20 protein-coding genes are annotated in these 17,761 nt (G+C 72.3%); 10 read left to right on the top strand and 10 right to left on the bottom strand.

Annotated elements, in window-relative coordinates:
* Window positions 1-34: 34 nt before the first annotated feature.
* Entirely contained in the window at window positions 35-523 is a 489-nt protein-coding gene (locus ADL29_RS37145) for a hypothetical protein (protein WP_063788604.1), read from the top strand.
* A gap of 142 nt (window positions 524-665) precedes the next feature.
* On the opposite strand, the gene ADL29_RS37140 is transcribed toward ADL29_RS37145, so the two are convergent.
* The gene (locus ADL29_RS37140; protein WP_053927896.1) at window positions 666-2,642 is read right to left on the bottom strand and encodes a glycoside hydrolase; all 1,977 of its coding nucleotides are present in this window, start codon (window positions 2,640-2,642) and stop codon (window positions 666-668) included.
* A 72-nt stretch (window positions 2,643-2,714) separates the two neighbouring features.
* Between ADL29_RS37140 and ADL29_RS43185 the strand changes: the two genes are divergently transcribed.
* The gene (locus ADL29_RS43185; RefSeq protein ID WP_053927895.1) at window positions 2,715-3,326 is read left to right on the top strand and encodes a hypothetical protein; all 612 of its coding nucleotides are present in this window, start codon (window positions 2,715-2,717) and stop codon (window positions 3,324-3,326) included.
* 9 nt (window positions 3,327-3,335) lie between these two features.
* Here ADL29_RS43185 and ADL29_RS37130 read toward each other — a convergent pair whose 3' ends face one another.
* Genes ADL29_RS37130 through ADL29_RS37115 form a run of 4 tightly spaced genes read right to left on the bottom strand, consistent with a single transcriptional unit; the run spans window position 3,336 to window position 5,823 of the window.
* Complete coding sequence (locus ADL29_RS37130; protein ID WP_053927894.1) at window positions 3,336-4,541, bottom strand: M20 metallopeptidase family protein; 1,206 nt, start codon at window positions 4,539-4,541, stop codon at window positions 3,336-3,338.
* 12 nt (window positions 4,542-4,553) lie between these two features.
* Window positions 4,554-4,778, bottom strand: coding sequence for a DUF397 domain-containing protein (locus ADL29_RS37125; RefSeq protein ID WP_053927893.1), 225 nt, complete (start codon window positions 4,776-4,778; stop codon window positions 4,554-4,556).
* On the bottom strand, window positions 4,775-4,996 hold the full coding sequence (locus ADL29_RS37120) for a DUF397 domain-containing protein (RefSeq protein WP_053927892.1): 222 nt from the start codon (window positions 4,994-4,996) through the stop codon (window positions 4,775-4,777). The genes ADL29_RS37125 and ADL29_RS37120 overlap by 4 nt, the downstream gene beginning before the upstream one ends.
* A complete protein-coding gene (locus ADL29_RS37115) occupies window positions 4,993-5,823 on the bottom strand; it encodes a helix-turn-helix domain-containing protein (RefSeq protein ID WP_053927891.1) in 831 nt (276 codons plus the stop codon). Before ADL29_RS37115 ends, ADL29_RS37120 begins: the two co-directional genes overlap by 4 nt.
* Before the next feature lie 160 nt (window positions 5,824-5,983).
* Between ADL29_RS37115 and ADL29_RS37110 the strand changes: the two genes are divergently transcribed.
* The 3 genes from ADL29_RS37110 to ADL29_RS37100 all read left to right on the top strand — a co-directional run bounded on the left by ADL29_RS37110 (window position 5,984) and on the right by ADL29_RS37100 (window position 8,268).
* The gene (locus tag ADL29_RS37110; protein WP_053927890.1) at window positions 5,984-6,292 is read left to right on the top strand and encodes a hypothetical protein; all 309 of its coding nucleotides are present in this window, start codon (window positions 5,984-5,986) and stop codon (window positions 6,290-6,292) included.
* Between the two features lie 435 nt (window positions 6,293-6,727).
* Complete coding sequence (locus ADL29_RS37105) at window positions 6,728-8,032, top strand: ferredoxin reductase family protein (protein ID WP_053928064.1); 1,305 nt, start codon at window positions 6,728-6,730, stop codon at window positions 8,030-8,032.
* 41 nt (window positions 8,033-8,073) lie between these two features.
* Window positions 8,074-8,268 carry a hypothetical protein gene (locus tag ADL29_RS37100; RefSeq protein WP_053927889.1) on the top strand — a complete coding sequence of 65 codons (195 nt, stop codon included), beginning with the start codon at window positions 8,074-8,076 and terminating at the stop codon, window positions 8,266-8,268.
* A gap of 25 nt (window positions 8,269-8,293) precedes the next feature.
* Here the strand turns inward: ADL29_RS37100 and ADL29_RS37095 are convergent, their stop codons facing one another.
* The gene (locus ADL29_RS37095) at window positions 8,294-9,145 is read right to left on the bottom strand and encodes an aldo/keto reductase (protein ID WP_053927888.1); all 852 of its coding nucleotides are present in this window, start codon (window positions 9,143-9,145) and stop codon (window positions 8,294-8,296) included.
* A 108-nt stretch (window positions 9,146-9,253) separates the two neighbouring features.
* On the opposite strand from ADL29_RS37095, the gene ADL29_RS37090 reads away from it, so the two are divergent.
* Window positions 9,254-10,042, top strand: coding sequence for a sulfite exporter TauE/SafE family protein (locus tag ADL29_RS37090; RefSeq protein WP_053927887.1), 789 nt, complete (start codon window positions 9,254-9,256; stop codon window positions 10,040-10,042).
* Between the two features lie 416 nt (window positions 10,043-10,458).
* Here ADL29_RS37090 and ADL29_RS37085 read toward each other — a convergent pair whose 3' ends face one another.
* On the bottom strand, window positions 10,459-10,824 hold the full coding sequence (locus ADL29_RS37085) for a cupin domain-containing protein (protein WP_053927886.1): 366 nt from the start codon (window positions 10,822-10,824) through the stop codon (window positions 10,459-10,461).
* Window positions 10,825-11,097: 273 nt separating this feature from the next.
* Here ADL29_RS37085 and cutA point away from each other — a divergent pair, with 273 nt between their 5' ends.
* Window positions 11,098-11,469, top strand: a complete 372-nt coding sequence (cutA, locus tag ADL29_RS37080; protein WP_078971571.1) for a divalent-cation tolerance protein CutA — start codon at window positions 11,098-11,100, stop codon at window positions 11,467-11,469.
* A complete protein-coding gene (locus tag ADL29_RS37075; protein WP_211274465.1) occupies window positions 11,469-12,545 on the top strand; it encodes a trypsin-like serine peptidase in 1,077 nt (358 codons plus the stop codon). The genes cutA and ADL29_RS37075 overlap by 1 nt, the downstream gene beginning before the upstream one ends.
* A 23-nt stretch (window positions 12,546-12,568) precedes the next feature.
* Here ADL29_RS37075 and ADL29_RS37070 read toward each other — a convergent pair whose 3' ends face one another.
* The gene (locus ADL29_RS37070; RefSeq protein ID WP_053927885.1) at window positions 12,569-13,276 is read right to left on the bottom strand and encodes a SanA/YdcF family protein; all 708 of its coding nucleotides are present in this window, start codon (window positions 13,274-13,276) and stop codon (window positions 12,569-12,571) included.
* A gap of 137 nt (window positions 13,277-13,413) precedes the next feature.
* Between ADL29_RS37070 and ADL29_RS37065 the strand changes: the two genes are divergently transcribed.
* Together ADL29_RS37065 and ADL29_RS37060 are read left to right on the top strand one after the other, a co-directional pair.
* Window positions 13,414-13,935: a gamma-glutamylcyclotransferase family protein gene (locus ADL29_RS37065; RefSeq protein ID WP_053927884.1), complete on the top strand. Its 522-nt coding sequence runs from the start codon at window positions 13,414-13,416 to the stop codon at window positions 13,933-13,935.
* A 5-nt stretch (window positions 13,936-13,940) separates the two neighbouring features.
* Window positions 13,941-14,951 carry an adenosine deaminase gene (locus ADL29_RS37060; RefSeq protein ID WP_053927883.1) on the top strand — a complete coding sequence of 337 codons (1,011 nt, stop codon included), beginning with the start codon at window positions 13,941-13,943 and terminating at the stop codon, window positions 14,949-14,951.
* Window positions 14,952-14,984: 33 nt separating this feature from the next.
* On the opposite strand, the gene ADL29_RS37055 is transcribed toward ADL29_RS37060, so the two are convergent.
* Together ADL29_RS37055 and ADL29_RS37050 are read right to left on the bottom strand one after the other, a co-directional pair.
* A complete protein-coding gene (locus tag ADL29_RS37055; protein WP_053927882.1) occupies window positions 14,985-15,362 on the bottom strand; it encodes a 5-carboxymethyl-2-hydroxymuconate Delta-isomerase in 378 nt (125 codons plus the stop codon).
* A 114-nt stretch (window positions 15,363-15,476) separates the two neighbouring features.
* Window positions 15,477-17,609, bottom strand: coding sequence for a molybdopterin oxidoreductase family protein (locus tag ADL29_RS37050; protein ID WP_053927881.1), 2,133 nt, complete (start codon window positions 17,607-17,609; stop codon window positions 15,477-15,479).
* Window positions 17,610-17,761: the final 152 nt, after the last annotated feature.

The raw sequence follows: 17,761 nt of genomic DNA, 5'->3' as shown, positions 1-17,761 counted from the left end.
TGACGGCCGGCCGGGATGCCGTCACCCTGGGCGGATGAACGCACGTACGAAGGCCGCGTTAGCCGCCACGGTTCTGACCGTCGCCGTACCCGTCGCCACCTGGGGGCTGGTGGGCCGGCTCGACTACCAGGGCCTGCCCTCGGACCAGCTGGACCACGCGGTACGCCCGCCGGAACTCCCGGCGAGCCTGGACACCGCGCTCGGTGCGGCCGCCCTGCTGGCCGCGGGCGCCGCCACCGTACTACTGGCCCGCGCCACCCGCCGCAAAACCCTCGCCCCGCACTGGTGGCAGGTCCTGACGCCGCTGGTCGTCGCCGGTCTGCTGGCCGGCTTCGGCTGGCGGGTGCTGACCGCCGGGGTGATCGGGGCCAACATCGGGGCCGGACTGGTGACCCTGGCCGGGGCCCCGGTGCTGGCTGGGCTGCTGCTGTGGGCGGTGGGCCGCGGCCTGTGGCTGGCGCGGCCCGCCGCCGGGGACGGCGGCCGCGCGCCGCGGACCGGGCCGGTACCGGGCGGCGCATAGCGGGCCCACCGACGCTCGGCCACGAGGCCGGGCGGCGGGCGGCCGACCGGAGAGCCGAGGACAGCGGGCACCCTCGCCCCGCGTCCGGTCTGGACCCGCGTCCGGTCTGCACCCGCGTCCGGTCCGGTCCGGACCCGCAGCCTTACCCGCCCAGCCGCGCCGGGCACAGCCGCCGCGGCTGCGCATCCGTCCGCAGCCTGGCGTCCACGCAGCCGCCCGGCAGCCCGTCGTGCGCCCGGGTGCCGAAATTGGCGGTGACGGTCAGCGTGCCGTCGCCGAAGACCGTGTGCTGCACGGTGCGATCGGCCGTGAGCCACCGGAAGGACGTCATCCGGTCGGCCCCGGCGGCGCGGTGCAGCGGCGAGAAGTACCGCTGCAGCGCGGCGAGTTCGGGACCGTGCTGCCGGAGCGACGGGCCGTCGAGGACGTAGTTCAGCGGGGTGTTGTAGAGCATGGCGAGCAGCGCACGGGTGGTCTTCTGCCGCGGCAGCTTCTCGTACGACAGCTCCCAGCGCTCGGCGTTGACGAGGGAGCCGTGCAGGGCGGTCTCGTAGAGGGGGACGCGGTACCTGGGGTCGTACATGGCGGTGGCCAGGGCTTCCGGGAGCCGCACCGGCTTGAAGAAGGCCTTCGGGGCGTTCTCCGGGTAGTAGCCGCCCCACGTCTCCCTGTCACGCTCCAGCCCCCACAGACCGTCGGCGACCGGTGTGCCCGAGCCGTGGTCGAAGGCCAGCACCCGGTTGGCCCAGGGCTGGGCGGACTCGGAGCCGAGGACGAGGTTCCCGGCCAGCCGCCGCATCCGCGCCAGGCGGTTCCGGCGGTCCCCGGCCTTGGTCATCTCATGGCCCTTGCCGTGGTCGCGGAAGACCTCTCCGGTCGCGTCCACGTCCAGGAAGTAGCTGTCCGCGCCGTTGGCGACCATTCGGCGGGTGCGGTCGGCCAGATAGTGCCTGCCCGGCTCGGCCTTCTCGAAGGCGCGCGAGCTGAGATAGCAGCCCCGGTGCCCGAAGCCGGACTCCGGCGTGCCGTCCGCCTTCCGCACACAGAAGTCGGGGTAGACCCGGCCCGGCCAGACCGAGGTGGGGCTGTCGGCGGTCTTGGGGTCCTGCCCGTTGGCGAACGTGTCGTACGGGCCGACCAGATACCCGGCCTTCTTGGCCGCCTGCACGGCCTTGGCGTCCATCCCGCCGGGCCCCGCGTCGTAGCCGAGCCACATCCGGTCCACGCCCAGCCGCCGCAGCTCCGCGACACCGGAGGCCTTCCGGCCCTCCCCCCACACATAGGCGTGGAAGGCCCCGAGCAGCCTGCCGTTGGCCGGGTTCTTCCGGATCTTCTCGCGCAGGCTGCCGAGTTGTCCGTGCTGGGAGAGGTACGAGCGGTAGTCGGCGGCGGGGGCCACCGGGTTGCCGTCGGTGAGGGCGAAGGTGATGTCGTAGTCGCGGGTGCCCTCGCCGCCGGAGAAGGCGTGCGCGGCGGTGGCCCGCAGGCGGCCGCCGGAGGAGGCGAAGCGCAGCGAGGTCCCGATGTCGGTGGGGGCGAGATAACTGACCCCGTGGCCTGCCGCCCCCTTCCCCGTCCCCTTCATGGAGTAGCCCCAGAGGGGAAGGGCCAGCTCGGCGCCCACGTCGACCGTGCTGCCCGCCAGCCCGCCCTCCTTCCCGTTCCAGAAGGCGTCCCGTACGGGGATGTCCAGGCCCTCGCCGCGCGGGAGCTGCACGGCGGAGGCGGCGGGATCGGTGCCGGTCACCGGCCAGTTGACGGACCCGTCGCGATCCGACCGCAGACCGATCCGCAGCCGGCCGCGCTCCGAGCGGGCCGTCACCTGAAGCCCCTTGGCGGGATAGCTCCAGCGCGCCCCGTCGGCCGTACGCGTCACCGGACCGGGCTTGCCGAGCCCGCCCGCGGCCGCCTCGGACAGCACCAGACGCCGCCCGTCACCGGTGCGCGCGGTCACCGCCAGGGAAGCGGTGTCGACGACGGCCGTGCCGCCGGTGACGGGCAGTTCGAGCCGGCTGCCCTCGAGGGACCCGGCGGCGGCGCTGTCGCAGCCGGCCACGCCCAGGGCGGTGGCGGTCAGCGCGAGGGAGGCGGCGATCGCGCGGGTGATCTTGGATGTCATGCGTCCTGGATAGTGACCGGGACTAAGAACCTTCTAAGAGCCGGTGGTTCCAAGAGTCGGTAGTTTGTTCCCATGGGGTTGGCTATCGAGGTCGTGGCGGTCGACTGGCGTCGCCTGGAGGCGGTCCCGGCCGGCGAACGCGTGGACCGCCTGTACGAGGAGACGTACGAGGTGGAGGACGTCGAGGAGGGCTGGTTCTGGCCTTCGTCGGACGGCCAACCCTGGTGGGGCGTCTACGAGTTCCGGAACTGCTCCTACAAGCCGCACTTCTGGGCGGGCGAGGCCTGGGACGACGCGCGGGAGTACGCCGAACCGGAACTGCGCGATGCGCTGGACGGTTTCCTCGCCGGGCTGGGCATCTGGCTCTGGAGCCCGGAGGAGGACGACGACGAGGACGACGCAGGGGACGACGAAGGGGACGACCGCTCCCCGGACACCGACGCCTGGCGATCGGGACTGCTGCTCTGCCGCCCTCCCGCGGACGTCTCCGCCCTGGCCGCCCTCTGGTCCCGCGCGGAGCCGCTCCTGGACGGGCTGCGCGAGCCCTTCGACGCCCATGCGGCGGGCGGCCCGGGGAGCTGGATCCCGGACCACGCCGCCTTTGCGTCGCTCCTGCGCGGCTGGGGCGAGGTCATGGGCGAGGCCGACCGGCGCGGCTGGGGCGTCGTCGGCCTCAAGTGCTGAGGGCCACGATCATGCGGAGCCCGTAGGAGCGGTGGCCAGCCGCCGCACCGCCAGCTCCGCGTACACCGCCGCCCCGTCGGCCAGCACCGCATCGTCGAACACGGCCAGCGGGGAATGGTTGTTGGGGCTGCGCTCGGGATCGGCCCCGGCCGGCGGGGAGCCGAGGAAGAGCATCGCGCCCGGCACCTCGGCCAGCACCCGGGAGAAGTCCTCCGAGCCCGGCAGCGGATTCGGCATCGGCGCGCAGTACTCCTCGCCCAGCGCCTCGCGGATCGCCCCCACCGCGAAGTCCGCCTCCGCCTGATCGTTGACGGTCACCGGATACGTCTCCACGAACTCCGCGTCCACCCCCACCCCGTACGCCGCCGCGATTCCCCGGCACACCTCCACCGTGCCGTCCTTGAGGCGTGCCTGCGCGGCGTGCGAGAAGCTGCGGACCGTCGCCCTGAATTCCGCCGTCTCCGGGATGACGTTCGACTGCGTTCCGGCGTGGAAGGTCCCCACCGTCAGGACCACCGGGTCGAAGACGTCGAAGGTGCGGGTGATCCACCCCTGGAGCGCGGTCACCATCGCGCAGGCCGCCTGCACCGGGTCCTTGGCGCGGTACGGCATCGAGCCGTGGCCGCCCTCACCCCGTACCGTCACCCGCAGCGTGTTGGACGCGGCCATCGCCGGGCCGCCCCGGGTCCGGAAGGTCCCACTGGCCAGACCGGCCGACAGCACGTGGATGGCGTACGCCGCGTCCGGCTGCCGCCCCGTCGCCTCCAACAGCCCCTCGCCGATCATGTGCCGCGCGCCGTCGTAACCCTCCTCGCCCGGCTGGAACATGAACAGCACATCGCCCGCCAGCCGGTCCCGGTGCGCGGAGAGCAGTTTGGCGGCTCCAGCCAGCATGGTGGTGTGCAGGTCGTGCCCGCAGGCGTGCATCTGCCCGTTGCCGGCGGCGAAATCGAGCCCGGTGCGCTCGGCGACGGGCAGCGCGTCCATGTCCCCGCGGAGGAGGACGGTCGGGCCGGGTCGGCTGCCCCTCAGCACCGCCGTCACCGAGCTGAGCCCGTCCCCGGTACGGAGCTCCAGCGGCAGCCCGTCCAGTTCGGCCAGTACCGCCTCCTGGGTACGGGGCAGGTCCAGCCCGGTCTCGGGGATCCGGTGCAGCGCGCGGCGCATCCGCACGAGGTCGTCGGAGAGGGCACGGGCGTCGTCGCGGAGGTTCACGGGGTTCGCTCCTTATGTGGGGAGCTCCCCATTCTTGACGGCGTTGACGAAGGAGGACCAGTGCGCCGCGGGGAAGACGAGGGTGGCGCCGTCGGTGTTTTTGCTGTCGCGGATGGGGACAAAGCCGTGGGGCTGCGTGGCGAGGGCGCGGGTGAATTCGAGGCATTCGCCGCCGTTGCCTTCGCTGTAGGACGACTTGACCCACTCGGCGGCGGCGAGATCCAAGTCCGCGGTCATGACGGGAAGGTCCTGTCCTTGACGGCGGTGACGAACGACGACCAGCGGTCAGCGGGGAAGATGAGCGCCGGGCCGACGGGGTTCTTGCTGTCACGGACGGGGACGAGGCCGTGGGGCGCGGTGAGGGCGCGGGAGAATTCGAGACACTGTCCTCCGCTGCCGTCGCTGTAGGAGGACTTGACCCACGTGGCGGCGGCCAGATCCAAGTCGGGGATCATGGGCGGTACTCCTTCAGCAGAGTCTTGATCAGGGCCAGTGATTCATCCGGCGACAACGCATGCGCCCGGAGAAGATCATAGTCATCCAGCGCCGTGTCGACCGTTTGTGCGGAGTCATGCATTCGTCCTCCTACCCGGGTCTCGGTGTACAGCAGCGAGCGGGAGTCAGTGAAGTGCAGCACAGTGAAGGGCTTCATGTGTGCGGTCGGAGCACCCGCCGAGAACGGCATGACCTGAAGCACGATGTGGGGTGACTCGGCGGCCTCCAACAGGTATTCAAGCTGTTGGGACATGACCTCGGCGTTGCCCACGACGGTTCGTAGGCATGCCTCGTGGAGGATGGCCCACAGAAGCGGCGGCCTGTCCTGCTCGAAGACCTCACGCCGCCGCAGCCGCGCGCGAACCTTGCCCTCGACTGCTTCCGCGGCTGCCCCGGGATTGGACACCCGAAAGACGACTCGCGCGTACTCCTCTGTCTGGAGGGCGCCCATCACGAGGGTCGCCGAGTAGTCCAGTATCCGCGACGCTTTCCGTTCCAGGTTGAGGTACGGGGAAAACCAGCTCGGGTGATCCCCGTCATCGATCCTCCGAAGCAGCCCCTCGAACAGCTCACCCGTTCCGAAGACCTTGTCGCAGCCCTTGGCGAACTTCTGGCTGGGCCGGGGCAGCAGCGTCCCGGACTCGACCTTGCTGACGTAGCCCTCGGAGTAGCCCGTGGACGTGCCTAAGTGCTTTTGCGTGAGCTTGCGGGCGAGACGTACCTGTTTGACGTCACGTCCGAAGCGCTGGAGTGGATTCAAGTGCTCGGAGTCGGTCGGCTCGTCCAACGCAATGACCTCTCGTTATGCAGGCAGGCGCCAGCGTCGCGGCAGGCCACATCCTTGAACACTGCCGCTTCAAGTAGCCCCATTCTATTGCCCGTAGCGTTGCCAGCGTGACCGAATAACCACATTCGGTGACCCGAGAAGAACCCAAGGAGCTGGCAACATGACACCCGCCCGACTACTCCCGTGGGCCAGCCTCGACGGCAAACCCTGCTTCCTCGTGGGCGACGAAACCGGCCTCGTATCCCGCCTCGCCGACGACGTAGAGGCGGTGCAGCTCGAGCAGGCCGCGGAGCTCATCGGCGAGGCGCGGCGCTTCCTGCGTGAGCGGAAGTGGACGTCGGGTGAACTCCAGCTCATGGCAGTCGAGTTGACCGAAGCCCTCACTGTCACGCATCGCGTCGCCGAGAGCCGGGGCGCCCGGCTGCCCGTACCCGCCGACGACCGCGACCTCAAGACCCCGGTTCGCTGAGCGCTCAGTGATCCGGCCGGCGCCTCCCGACGGGAATCCGCGCGACCGCGGCAGACGTGCCGCGCCTCCCGCCCCGTCCGCCCCCGAACGCGGGGTGCCGCTCCGGCGGTGAGGGGCGCCGTGGCGGCCCGCTGAGCGACGGCGCGCAAGGCAGCTCGGCGGGCCGCTGACCCGGCAACCGACCCGGTGATTCACCGACGGTTCTTAACCGGCGTTCAGCCGTTCCTCAAGGCCGCCTTAAGGAACGCGAATTACGGCCTGAGCTGGTGTTTCGGAACCCGACCCGGCCGTAGGTTTCGGCGCGTGACCAGCCAGCCCGACACCGCGCCGCACCCGCTCTACACGCGGGTCACCCCCCAGACCGTACCGGCCCGTCCGGCCGGTCCGGCCCGTCCGGCCCGTCCCGTCCGGGCGTCCCGCACCCCCGCACCGCCCCTGAGGACCCCGCCGCGCGCCCTGCGCACCGGGCTGGCCGCCGGCGCCGCGCTGGTCGTCGTCCTCTGGCTGGTACAGGCCGCCCCGTCCTTCCGGCTCGATGCGCTGTTCGCCACGTTCGCGCATCTCGGCGGCCTGATCGCGGCGTACGGCATCCTCGTCATGCTGCTGCTGATGGCCCGCGTACCCGCCATCGAACACGGCGTCGGCGCCGACCGCCTGGCCCGCTGGCATGCCCTCGGCGGACGCTATGTCCTCACCCTGATCCTGTCCCATGCCGTCCTCGCGCTCTGCGCCTACGCCGCCGCCACCGGTGCCGATCTGCTCACCGCCGCCCTCGGCCTGCTGGGCTACCCCGCGCTCGCCGCGGCCACCGCGGGTACGGCAGCACTGGCCGCCGTCGGCATCTCCTCCGCCCGCGCCGTACGCCGCCGCCTCCGCCACGAGACCTGGCGCGCCCTCCACCTGCTGACCTACCTCGGCGCCGCCCTCGCCTTCGGACACCAGCTCGCCGGTCCCGACCTGGCCGGCGGACCGCTCGCCGCCTGGCTGTGGACGATGCTGCACACCACCGTCGGCGTCCTGCTGATCTGGTACCGGGTGATCGTGCCCGTACGGCAGGCACTGCGCCACCGCCTCCGCGTCACCGAGGTCCGCACCGAGGGGCCCGGCGTGGTCTCGGTCGTCATGCAGGGCATCGCCCTGGACGCGCTGCGCGCCGAGCCGGGGCAGTTCTTCCGCTGGCGCTTTCTGGACCGGCGGCTGTGGCGTACCGCCCTGCCGTTCTCGCTCTCCGCCCCGCCCCGGGACGACATCCTCCGGATCACCGTCAAGGTGTGCGGCGACCACACGCGCCGGGTGCGCCGCCTGCGCACCGGTGTACGGGTGCTGGCCACCGGCCCGTTCGGTGCCATGACCGCCCACCGGCGCACCCGCCGCAAGGTCCTGCTGCTCGCCGGCGGCGTCGGTATCACCCCGATGCGCGCCCTCTTCGAAACCCTCCCCGGCGGCCCCGGCGACCTCACCCTCCTCTACCGGGCGGGCAGCGCCGCCCAGTTGGTCCTTCGTGACGAGCTGGAGGCCATCGCGGAAGCCCGCGGCGCCGCTCTCCACTACCTCCTCGGCCCCTCGGACGGCCCCTTCGATCCGCTGGCCCCGCGCGCTCTGGGCAACCTCGTCCCCGACCTGCCCGAACACGATGTGTATCTGTGCGGCCCGCCCGGGATGGCCAGGGCAGCGATCACCGCTCTGAAACGGGCGGGCATCCCGGCCTCCCGCATCCATGCGGAGCGCTTCACCTTCTGAACCACGGACCACGGCTCCACCGAGAGGACTTGAACGCTTCCATGGCCAGACATCGCAAACCGCCGGTCATCCCGACCGTCACCCTCCGGGCCCGCCGTCAGCTCGCCGCCTGTCTGACGGGGGCGAGCGCGCTCACCGCCACCTTCCTCTCGCTGACGGTCACCCCGGCCGCCCCGGCCGCCCCGGACCGGGCGCCGACGAGCCATACGTCCCCCGGGCCGCAGGCCGCGCCGTGAACCCGTAATCCGTCACCCCAACCCGTCACCCGGCCCCGTCCAGCCGCGCCATGTCCCCGTCCGTGAGCGCGATCCCGGCCGCGTCGAGGTTCTCGTCCAGATGGGCGAGCGACCCCGTACCGGGGGTGGGCAGCAGGGCGGGGGAGCGGTGCAGCAACCAGGCCAGCGCGATCTGCCCGGTGGTGGCACCGTGCCGGGCCGCGACCTCCGTCAGCCCCTGGTGGGGACTCTCTGCCAATGCCCCGTGCCCCAACGGGAACCACGGCAGAAAGGCCAGGCCCCGCCGCTCGCACAGTTCCAGTACCGCATCCGAGTCCCGCTCCGTCAGGTTGTACCGGTTCTGCACGGACGCGAGGGGCGCCAGCTCCAGCGCCCGCGTCAGCTCCGCGACCCCCACGCTGTCGAGCCCGAGGTGCCGGATCTTGCCCTCCTCCCGCAGCTCCGTCAGCGCCCCCAGCTGCTCGGCCATCGGCACTTCGGGGTCCAGCCGGTGCAGCTGGTAGAGGTCGATCGTCTCGACGCGCAGCCGCCGCAGACTCGCCTCGCACATGGCCCGCAGCCGCTCCGGCCGCCCCGCGATATGCCAGACATCCGGCCCGGTACGGACCACCCCGCCCTTGGTCGCGATCACCAGCCCCGCCGGATACGGGTACAGGGCCCGCGCCACCAACTCCTCGGCCACGTCCGGGCCGTAGTTGTCGGCGGTGTCGATCAGCGTCACCCCGCGCTCCACGGCCCGTCGCAGCACCCCCACGGCCCGCCCGGAATCCTCGTAGCGCACACCCCAGTACCCGGGCCCCACCAGCCCACCGGTCCCGAACCCCAGCCGCCGCACCGGCAGACTCCCACCGAGGGGAAAGAGCGTTTCAGCGTCCATGGCCTGGAGCCTAGGCCGTCGTGGGACGGTGCCTGAGATCGTCCGACGACGGCTTCCCCGGCTCCTGTCGGCGGGCGGCCCTGCGGAGCGCCTCCCTAAGATCAACCGGTGCCCCATGACATATCGCTGCTCACTCTGGCCCTCCTCTGTGTGACCGCCCTCGCCGCCGGCTGGATCGACGCCGTGGTGGGCGGCGGTGGACTCCTGCTCCTCCCCGCCCTGTTGGTCGGACTGCCGCACACGCCCGCCGCGTACGTCCTCGGCACCAACAAGTCCACCGCCATCGTCGGCACCACGGCCGCCGCCGTGACCTACGTCCGCAAGACGCCGTTCGATGCCCGGACGGGGCTGCGGATCGGGCTGGCCGCGATGGCCGGGTCACTGGGCGGAGCGTTCTGCGCGGCGGGTATCAACAGCGCAGTGCTGCGGCCGCTGATCATGGCCGTACTGCTGGCGGTGCTGGTCTTCGTGCTCGTACGGCCCGGCTTCGGAACCGCCCCCGCGCCCTCCGAGCCGGTCACCCGGGCGCGGATGCTGGCTGCGGTCCTCGTTGCGGGGCTGGGCATCGGCTTCTACGACGGGCTGATCGGGCCCGGGACCGGGGCCTTCCTGATCGTCACGCTGGCCGCCATCCTGCACATGGACCTGGTCGCCTCCTCGGCCACCGCCAAGGTCGTCAATGTGTGCACCAATATCGGTGCGCTGACGATGTTCGCCGTGCAGGGCACCGTGCTGTGGCAACTCGGCGCACTGCTCGCATCGTTCAATCTCGTCGGCGGTCTGCTGGGTGCCCGGATGGCGCTCAAGCGGGGCGCCGGGTTCGTGCGGGGCGTGCTGGTCGTCGTGGTCGTCGCACTGCTGGGCAAGCTGGCCTTCGACCAGTGGCTGGCCGGATGACGGCTCGGCGGCCGCGCCCGGTGATCAGAAGCGGCAGCGGTACATCCGGGCCATGTTCCGCACCGGGGGAAGCAGAGCCATCAGGCGCGCCGCCGCACGGTAGGGCAGCGGCAGCCTTGAGGAAGCGTGCCGTCCAGACGTCCAGCTGCCGGGCGCGCAGCGCCACGCCCGCCGCGTCGGCGGGGCCCATACGCAGTTTCCGGAAGTCGTAGTCGAGTCGCCGTACGGCGTCGACGGCCATGCTGTCGCCGAGGATCGGGTGCTTGGCGCGACTGTCGGGTGCACGGCCGTAGAGCGTGGCGAGGAGCGTCTCCTTCTCCCCGGTCAGCTGCACCTGTGTGTCCGGCTTCCAACCCATGCTGCCGATGATGTGGAATATTCAGAAGAATCTGAAGAGTGGGAGGCGGTGCAGGTGCTCAGCCGCGCGGCGCCACCAGCGGTGGTGGTCCCAGTGGCCGCGGCTCCACTGTCATCACGGCCGTCAGCAGTACCGCAGAGTCCTCGAGGGCCAGCAGTCCGTGCCGGTCGTGCGGGATCGCGGCGACCTGACCCTCCCTCAGGTCCTCGCTCCCGTGCGGCCGGGTCAGCCGCACCCGGCCCTTGAGCACCTGCAGGCTCGCGGCCGGCGGTGCATTGTGCTCGTCCAGCGAAGCCCCCGCGATCAGTGCGATCACGGTCTGCCGCAGCGGGCCGTCGTGCAGAAAGAGGTGGGCGCTGCGGCCGTGCGCGGAGGCCCTGGCGTCGTCGATCTGGTCACGGGCGAGGGTGTGCAGGTCATTCATGGTGCGGGCCTTTCCGTGCGGACCGGCGGCGGGGCTCCCCTTCCATCCTTGCCGCTCCACGGGTTGCCGCAACCGGGAGGATCCCGTATGGGGCGGGTGTTCCCGGACGAAACGGGGCGTCCGGGTGGATGCGCGCCAAGGGCGGCCCGTCCTGGGCACGACGATGATCGCGGTCCGTACGATGCGCTCCGTACGATGCGAGACGATCATCCGCAAAAAAGCGTACGCCGACCGTGATCCGTCCTTGTCCCCCACCACGAAGGATGCGTGCCCATGGCCGATCCCGAACCGAACCCCGCAGCCGAACTTCCCGATCCGGGCGGCCAGTCGGCCGGGTTCCTGACCGTCATGACGACCACCGACAGCGAGGACAGGGCCCAGCGGCTGGCGCGCGGCGCGGTCGAGGGCCGGCTCGCGGCCTGCGCGCAGATCAGTGCGCCGGTGACCTCGGTGTACCGGTGGGAGAACGCCGTCGAGACCGGCCGGGAGTGGCAGGTGCTGTTCAAGACGACGGCGGCGCGGTACGAGGTGCTCGAGGCCCGTATCCGCGCCACGCACGACTACGAGACACCCGAGATCATCGCCACCCCGATCACCCGGGGCGGCGCCGACTACCTGGCCTGGATCGCGAAGGAGACCAGCTGATGCGGCAGCAATGGGGGAGGACGGCGGCCGTGGTGCTCGGCGCCACGATCGGCCTGGCGACGGTCACCGTCGGCGGCGTGGCCGTGGCACAGGCCGGCGGTGTGACCGCGGCACCGGCGCGCAGCGCGGCCGACGACGGGGGCTACGACGGCAGCCAGGACGGCAGCCAGGACGGCAGCCAGGAGGGGAGCCAGGACGGGGGCGACAACGGGGGCAATGACGAGGGCACCCGCACCACCCGCACCACCTGGACCGGCGAGGACGCCGCCGCCTACTGGACGCCGCAGCGGATGGCCGCGGCCATAGCGCCCGCCCACGGCAGAACCGTGTCCCGGCCCTCGACCGCACCGCTCACGGGGCGGTCCGGCGCAAAGAAAACGTCCGGACGCGTGCCCGCCGGCCGGCACTTCGACGGCATCCCGTCCGTCGGCGTGCTGTTCTCCGTCGACGGCGACTCCAAGGCGCACCACTGCACCGCCAGCGTGGTGCACAGCCCGAGCGGCAATCTGATCCTCACCGCGGGCCACTGCAACCCGGGCACGCGCGCCGCCTTCGTCCCGCAGTACACCTCCGGCGCCGCCACCCAGCCGTACGGGATCTGGGCGATCGACGCCAAATACGACTACCCCGGCCGCGGCACCACCGGGCCCGGCGCCGACCTCGACTTCGCCTTCGCCACCGTCGCGCCGGACGACCAGGGCCGCTCGCTCGAGTCGGTCACCGGGGGCAACACCCTCACCCCCACGCCCGGTTACCGCAACAAGGTCACCGTCGTCGGCTATCCGAGCGTCCGCAACGACCCGCAGGACCGGGCCGTACGCTGTGACACCAGCACCGCCCGCCTGTCCGGCACCCGTCAACTGCGCATGGAGTGCGGCGGGTTCTACGGCGGCACCTCGGGCAGCCCCTGGCTGACCCACTACGACGAGCGCACCCGCACGGGCCGCATCGTCGGCTTGATCGGCGGCCTCAACGGCGGCGGCCCGACCGGCCCGAACAGCGACCGGACCTCCTACAGCCCGTACTTCGGGACGGAGATCCTCGCCCTGTACGCCCGCGCCACCCAGGAGGGCTGAGGGGGCACGGACGCGCGGAGGCGCTACCGCAGCGCCTCCGCCACCCCCTTCTCCCGCGGCCCCAGGAAGCGCGGATCGGGCCGCAGCACCGCGTCCGCCGCCGCCTTCCCCGCCGCGAAGATCTCCCGTACGCCGCCATAGGCCCAGGTCACATCGTGCTTGGCGGCCACCCCGACCCCGTACGCGTCGATCCCGGCCGCCTCGCACAGCGCCAGCGCCCGCCGGATGTGAAAGCCCTGGCTGACCAGCACCGCCCGGTCGACGCCGAAGATGCGGTGCGCGCGGCTGCACGAGTCCCAGGTGTCGAAGCCCGCGTAATCGCTGACGATCTTCCGGGCCGGGACGCCGTGCCGCAGCAGATAGCCGCGCATCGCGTCCGGTTCGTCGTAGTCGTGGGTGCTGTTGTCGCCGGTGACCAGGATGGCGCGGACCGTGCCACGGGAGTAGAGCGCGGCCGCCGCGTCCAGACGGTGGGCGAGATACGGGGACGGTTCGCCGTTCCACAGGCCCGCGCCGAAGACGACGGCCACCGGGGCGGCGGGTGCATCGGCGACCGTACGGACGCGGGGGCCGGCCGTGGCGTTCAGCCACGTCGCGGGGGCCAGCGCGAGCACCGTCAGGGCGACCACGGCCTGGTAGGTGCGGCGCCATCCGCGCCGGGTGCGCGGCAGTCGTACACGGCGCGCACCGTTCCGTATGCGCCGCGCGAGCCCAGGCCCCTGCCCTCGCATCTGTCGTCCCCCGTCCGTCCCGCTCATCTGTCCGATGTCGCAGGGTGCGACGCGCGGTGGCCTGGCATGGTTGCAGTAAGGAGAACAACGTCACAGCTCAGACGGCACCCGGCAGCCCCGGAAAGGACCGACCGCCCATGACCACCGAGCCCGAACGGCTGCCCTTCTTCGTCTACGGAACGCTGCGCCCCGGCGAGGCCAACCACACCTGGACGCTGCGCGGCCGGACCACCGCCGAGGAGCCCGCCCGGATAGCCGGCGCGCTGCTGTACGACGGCCCCGGGTACCCGTACGCGGTGGCCGGGCCCGCCGACGCCGTCGTCCACGGCACCCTCGTCCACCCCCGCGACACCGACTACGACGAGGTACGCGCGGTGCTGGACCGGCTCGAGGGCTACGCCCCCGGCGACCCGGAGAACGTCTACGAACGGGTGGTCACCGAGGCCGTACGCCCCGACGGCGGCACCGTCCGGGCCTGGGTCTACCTGGCCGCCGCACCCCTCGCCGCCCGGCTGCGCGCCACCGGGCCCCTCATAGAGGGCGGCTGCTGGCTGAGCGCCACGGCGGTGGCACGGGCCCGCAACCCGGTGGGACCCGGAGCCCCCGAGCGGTCCCCGGATAACCTGGACGATCCCGCCCGCACCGCAGAACAGGTCTGACCCGTATGCCTCCCGCCCCCACCCCTTCCGCCCCCAAGTCCCCGCTGCCCAAGGCGGAGCTGCATCTCCACATCGAAGGCACCCTGGAGCCCGAACTGGCCTTCGCGCTCGCCGAACGCAACGGCGTCACCCTCCCGTACGCCGACCAGGACGCCCTGCGCCGCGCCTACTCCTTCACCGACCTGCAGTCCTTCCTCAACCTCTACTACGCGCTGATGGCCGTGCTGCGCACCGAGGACGACTTCGCGGACCTCGCCGACGCCTACCTCGCGCGCGCCCGGGAACAGGGCGTACGGCACGCCGAGATCTTCTTCGACCCGCAGGCGCACACCGCCCGCGGCGTCCCGATCGGCACCGTCATCCGCGGGCTGTCCCGTGCGCTGGACGCCGCCCCGGAGACCTACGGCATCACCACCCGGCTCATCATGTGCTTCCTGCGCGACGAGAGCGCCGAATCGGCCCTGGCGACCTTCGAGGCGGCCCGCCCCTACCTCGACCGGATCACGGCCGTCGGCCTGGACTCCGCCGAAGTCGGGCACCCGCCGTCGAAGTTCAAGGAGGTCTACGCACTGGCGCGGGAGGCCGGCCTCAAGTGCGTGGCGCACGCGGGGGAGGAGGGGCCGCCCGCCTATGTGTGGGAGGCCCTGGACGTCCTCGGCGTCGACCGCATCGACCACGGCGTGCGCTCCCTGGAGGACGAGCGGCTGGTCGCCCGCCTGGTGGCGGACCGGATCCCGCTCACCGTCTGCCCGTTGTCCAACGTCCGGCTGCGCGTCGTCGACGACCTCGCCGACCACCCGCTCCCCGCCATGCTGGACGCCGGACTGCTGGTCACCGTCAACTCCGACGATCCCGCCTACTTCGGCGGCTACGCACACGACAACTTCACCGCGGTACGCGACGCCCTCGGCCTCGACGACGAGGCGCTGCGCACCCTTGCCCGCAACTCGTTCGAGGCGTCGTTCCTGGACGAGGGGACCCGGGCGGCCTATCTGAAGGAGCTCGAGGCCTACTAGGGCGGCGCCCGGAGCACCGGCTCCGGGCCGTCCTCACCGCTGCCCGGTCGCCGGTACCACCCGCTTGGTGTACGACGCATCGAGGTCGCGGACGTCGACCGAGGCATGGACCGTTACCCCCGTCGCCGACGCCGTGTGGCTGCTCACCAGGTCGAGGACCGCCCGGCTCAGTGCGGACTTGGCCTCCGTCGTGCGGCCCGGCAGGATCGCGAAGTCCACGTGGATCAGGGACTGCTGGGGCTCGTCGTGGGCGATGACGGCTTCATCGACGCAGCGGAACCGGGTCTTGCAGCTTTCGACGGTGATGCCGTCGACCGTCTGCGCGGCCAGCGCATGCAGTTCGCGTGCGAAACGACGGCGGTCGAGGAAGTCCTGCAGCGTCGCGTCGTAATCGACGAGTATCTGCGGCATGTTCGGTTCCTCTCCTGGAGGGCTTCGGCGCGTGTGTATGACGCAGCGAAACCTAGCGGAAAGCCAGGCCGACGAACCGAAAGCCGACGTCTCGGCGCTCCGGTGAGCGGGCCGTCAGCCCACCCGCTCCACCTGCTCCACCCGCTCCACCCGCACCGCGCACACCTTGAACTCCGGCATCCGCGACGTAGGGTCGAGCGCCGGATTGGTCAGGGTGTTGGCCCGGCCCGGACCCGGCCAGTGGAACGGCATGAAGACCGTGTCGGGACGGATGGTGCCGGTCACCCGGGCCGGGGCGACGGCCCGGCCGCGCCGGGAGACCACCGCGACCGGCTCGCCGTCCGCGATGCCCAGCCGCTCCGCCAGCCGCGGGTGCAGCTGGACGAACGGCCCCGGCTCGGCGGCGTTCAGCTCGGCCACCCGGCGGGTCTGCGCGCCCGACTGGTACTGGGCCAGCACCCGGCCGGTGGTCAGGACCACCGGAAAGGCCTCGTCCGGTTCCTCGGCCGCCGGGCGGTGCGCGACGGGGACGAACCGGGCCCGGCCGTCGGGGGTGGCGAAGCGGTCCAGGAAGAGCCGGGGCGTACCGGGATGGACGCCGGGACGGCCCGCGGCATCGGTCTCCGGGCAGGGCCAGAACACCCCGTCCTCCGCCGCGATCCGCTCATAGGTGATGCCGGAGTAGTCCGCCGGCCCGCCCGCGGACGCCCGGCGCAGCTCGTCGAAGACCTCCTCCGGGTCGGTGGGGAAGCCCTTCTCCCGGTCCAGCCGGGCCGCCAGCCCGCTGAGTACCTCCAGGTCCGTACGGACGCCGGGCGGCGGGTCCAGGGCGCGGCGGCGCAGCAGGACCCGGCCCTCCAGGTTGGTCGTGGTGCCGGTCTCCTCCGCCCACTGGGCGACCGGCAGCACCACGTCCGCCAGGGCGGCCGTCTCCGACAGCACCACATCGGCGACGGCCAGGAAGTCCAGCGAGCGGATCCGCTCCTCCACGTGGGCGGCCCGCGGCGCCGACACCACCGGGTTGGAACCCATCAGCAGCAGCGCGCGGATATCGCCGCCCAGCGCGTCCAGCAGCTCGTACGCGCTGCGCCCGGGGCCCGGCAGCGTGTCCGGGTCGACGTCCCACACCTCTGCCACATGCCGGCGGGCCACCGGGTCGTCGAGCTTGCGGTAACCGGGCAACTGGTCGGCCTTCTGGCCGTGTTCGCGGCCCCCCTGGCCGTTGCCCTGGCCGGTCAGGCACCCGTAGCCGGACAGCTTCCGGCCCGCCCGCCCGGTCGCCAGGCACAGATTGATCCAGGCGCCCACGGTGTCGGTGCCCTTGGCCTGCTGCTCGGGCCCGCGCGCCGTCAGCACCATGGACGACTCGGCGTCACAGAACAGGCGGACCGCCTCGCGGAGTTGGGGCACCGCGATGCCCGTGATGCGTTCGACCATTTCCGGCCAGTGGGCCATCGCCGCCGCCCGCGCCTCCTCCCAGCCGCCGGTGCGCGCCGCGATGAACTCCTCGTCCGTGCGGCCCTCGGCCACCACCAGATGCAGCAGCCCCAGCGCCAGCGCCAGGTCCGTGCCGGGGCGGGGGGCCAGATGCAGATCGGCCTGTTCGGCGGTGCGGGTGCGGCGCGGGTCGACGACGATCAGCCGGCCGCCGTTCTCCTTCAGCTCGGTGAGATAGCGCAGCGCGGGCGGCATGGTTTCGGCCAGGTTGGAGCCCACCAGGATGACGCAGCCGGTCCGCGCCACATCGGCCAGCGGGAACGGCAGCCCGCGGTCCAGACCGAACGCCTTGCCGTGCGCCGCCGCGGCCGATGACATGCAGAAACGACCGTTGTAATCGATCTGCGAGGTGCCGAGCGCCACCCTGGCGAACTTCCCCAGGGCGTACGCCTTCTCATTGGTCAGCCCGCCGCCGCCGAAGACCCCGACCGCGTCCCGGCCGTGCTCGGCGCCGGTTCTGCGCAGCCCGTCCGCCACCCGGTCCAGCGCCGCGTCCCAGGTGGCCGGGACGAGCTCCCCGGTGGCGGCGTCCCGCACCAGAGGAGAGGCCAGCCGCGCCCCCGGGGCCAGCAGCTCGGGCGCCGTACGGCCCTTGCCGCACAGCGCGCCGCGGTTCACCGGGAAAGCGGTCCGCTCGACGACCCGGACGCCGGGCCCCTCGGGCGCACCGGTGGGCCGCAGCCCCATGCCGCATTGCAGGGCACAGTAAGGGCAGTGGGTGTCGACCGTTGGGGCATCCGCGGCGTTCATACGCGCCAGCGTGGTACGCGCGTGTTACGTGCGCGGTTCACCACTGTTTCGGGTGCGCGGCGGGCACCTCCTAGGCGGCGCACGGCGCGCGGAGGCCGCACGGCACACGGATTTCCCCGCGGCGAAACGGAACCGCAACGACCGGCTGCCAG

The sequence above is a fragment of the Streptomyces chattanoogensis genome, from assembly GCF_001294335.1.
Taxonomy (GTDB): Bacteria; Actinomycetota; Actinomycetes; order Streptomycetales; family Streptomycetaceae; genus Streptomyces; species Streptomyces chattanoogensis.
The sequence above is the reverse complement of the archived record's forward strand: the minus strand, read 5'-3'. Positions and strand labels throughout refer to the sequence as shown.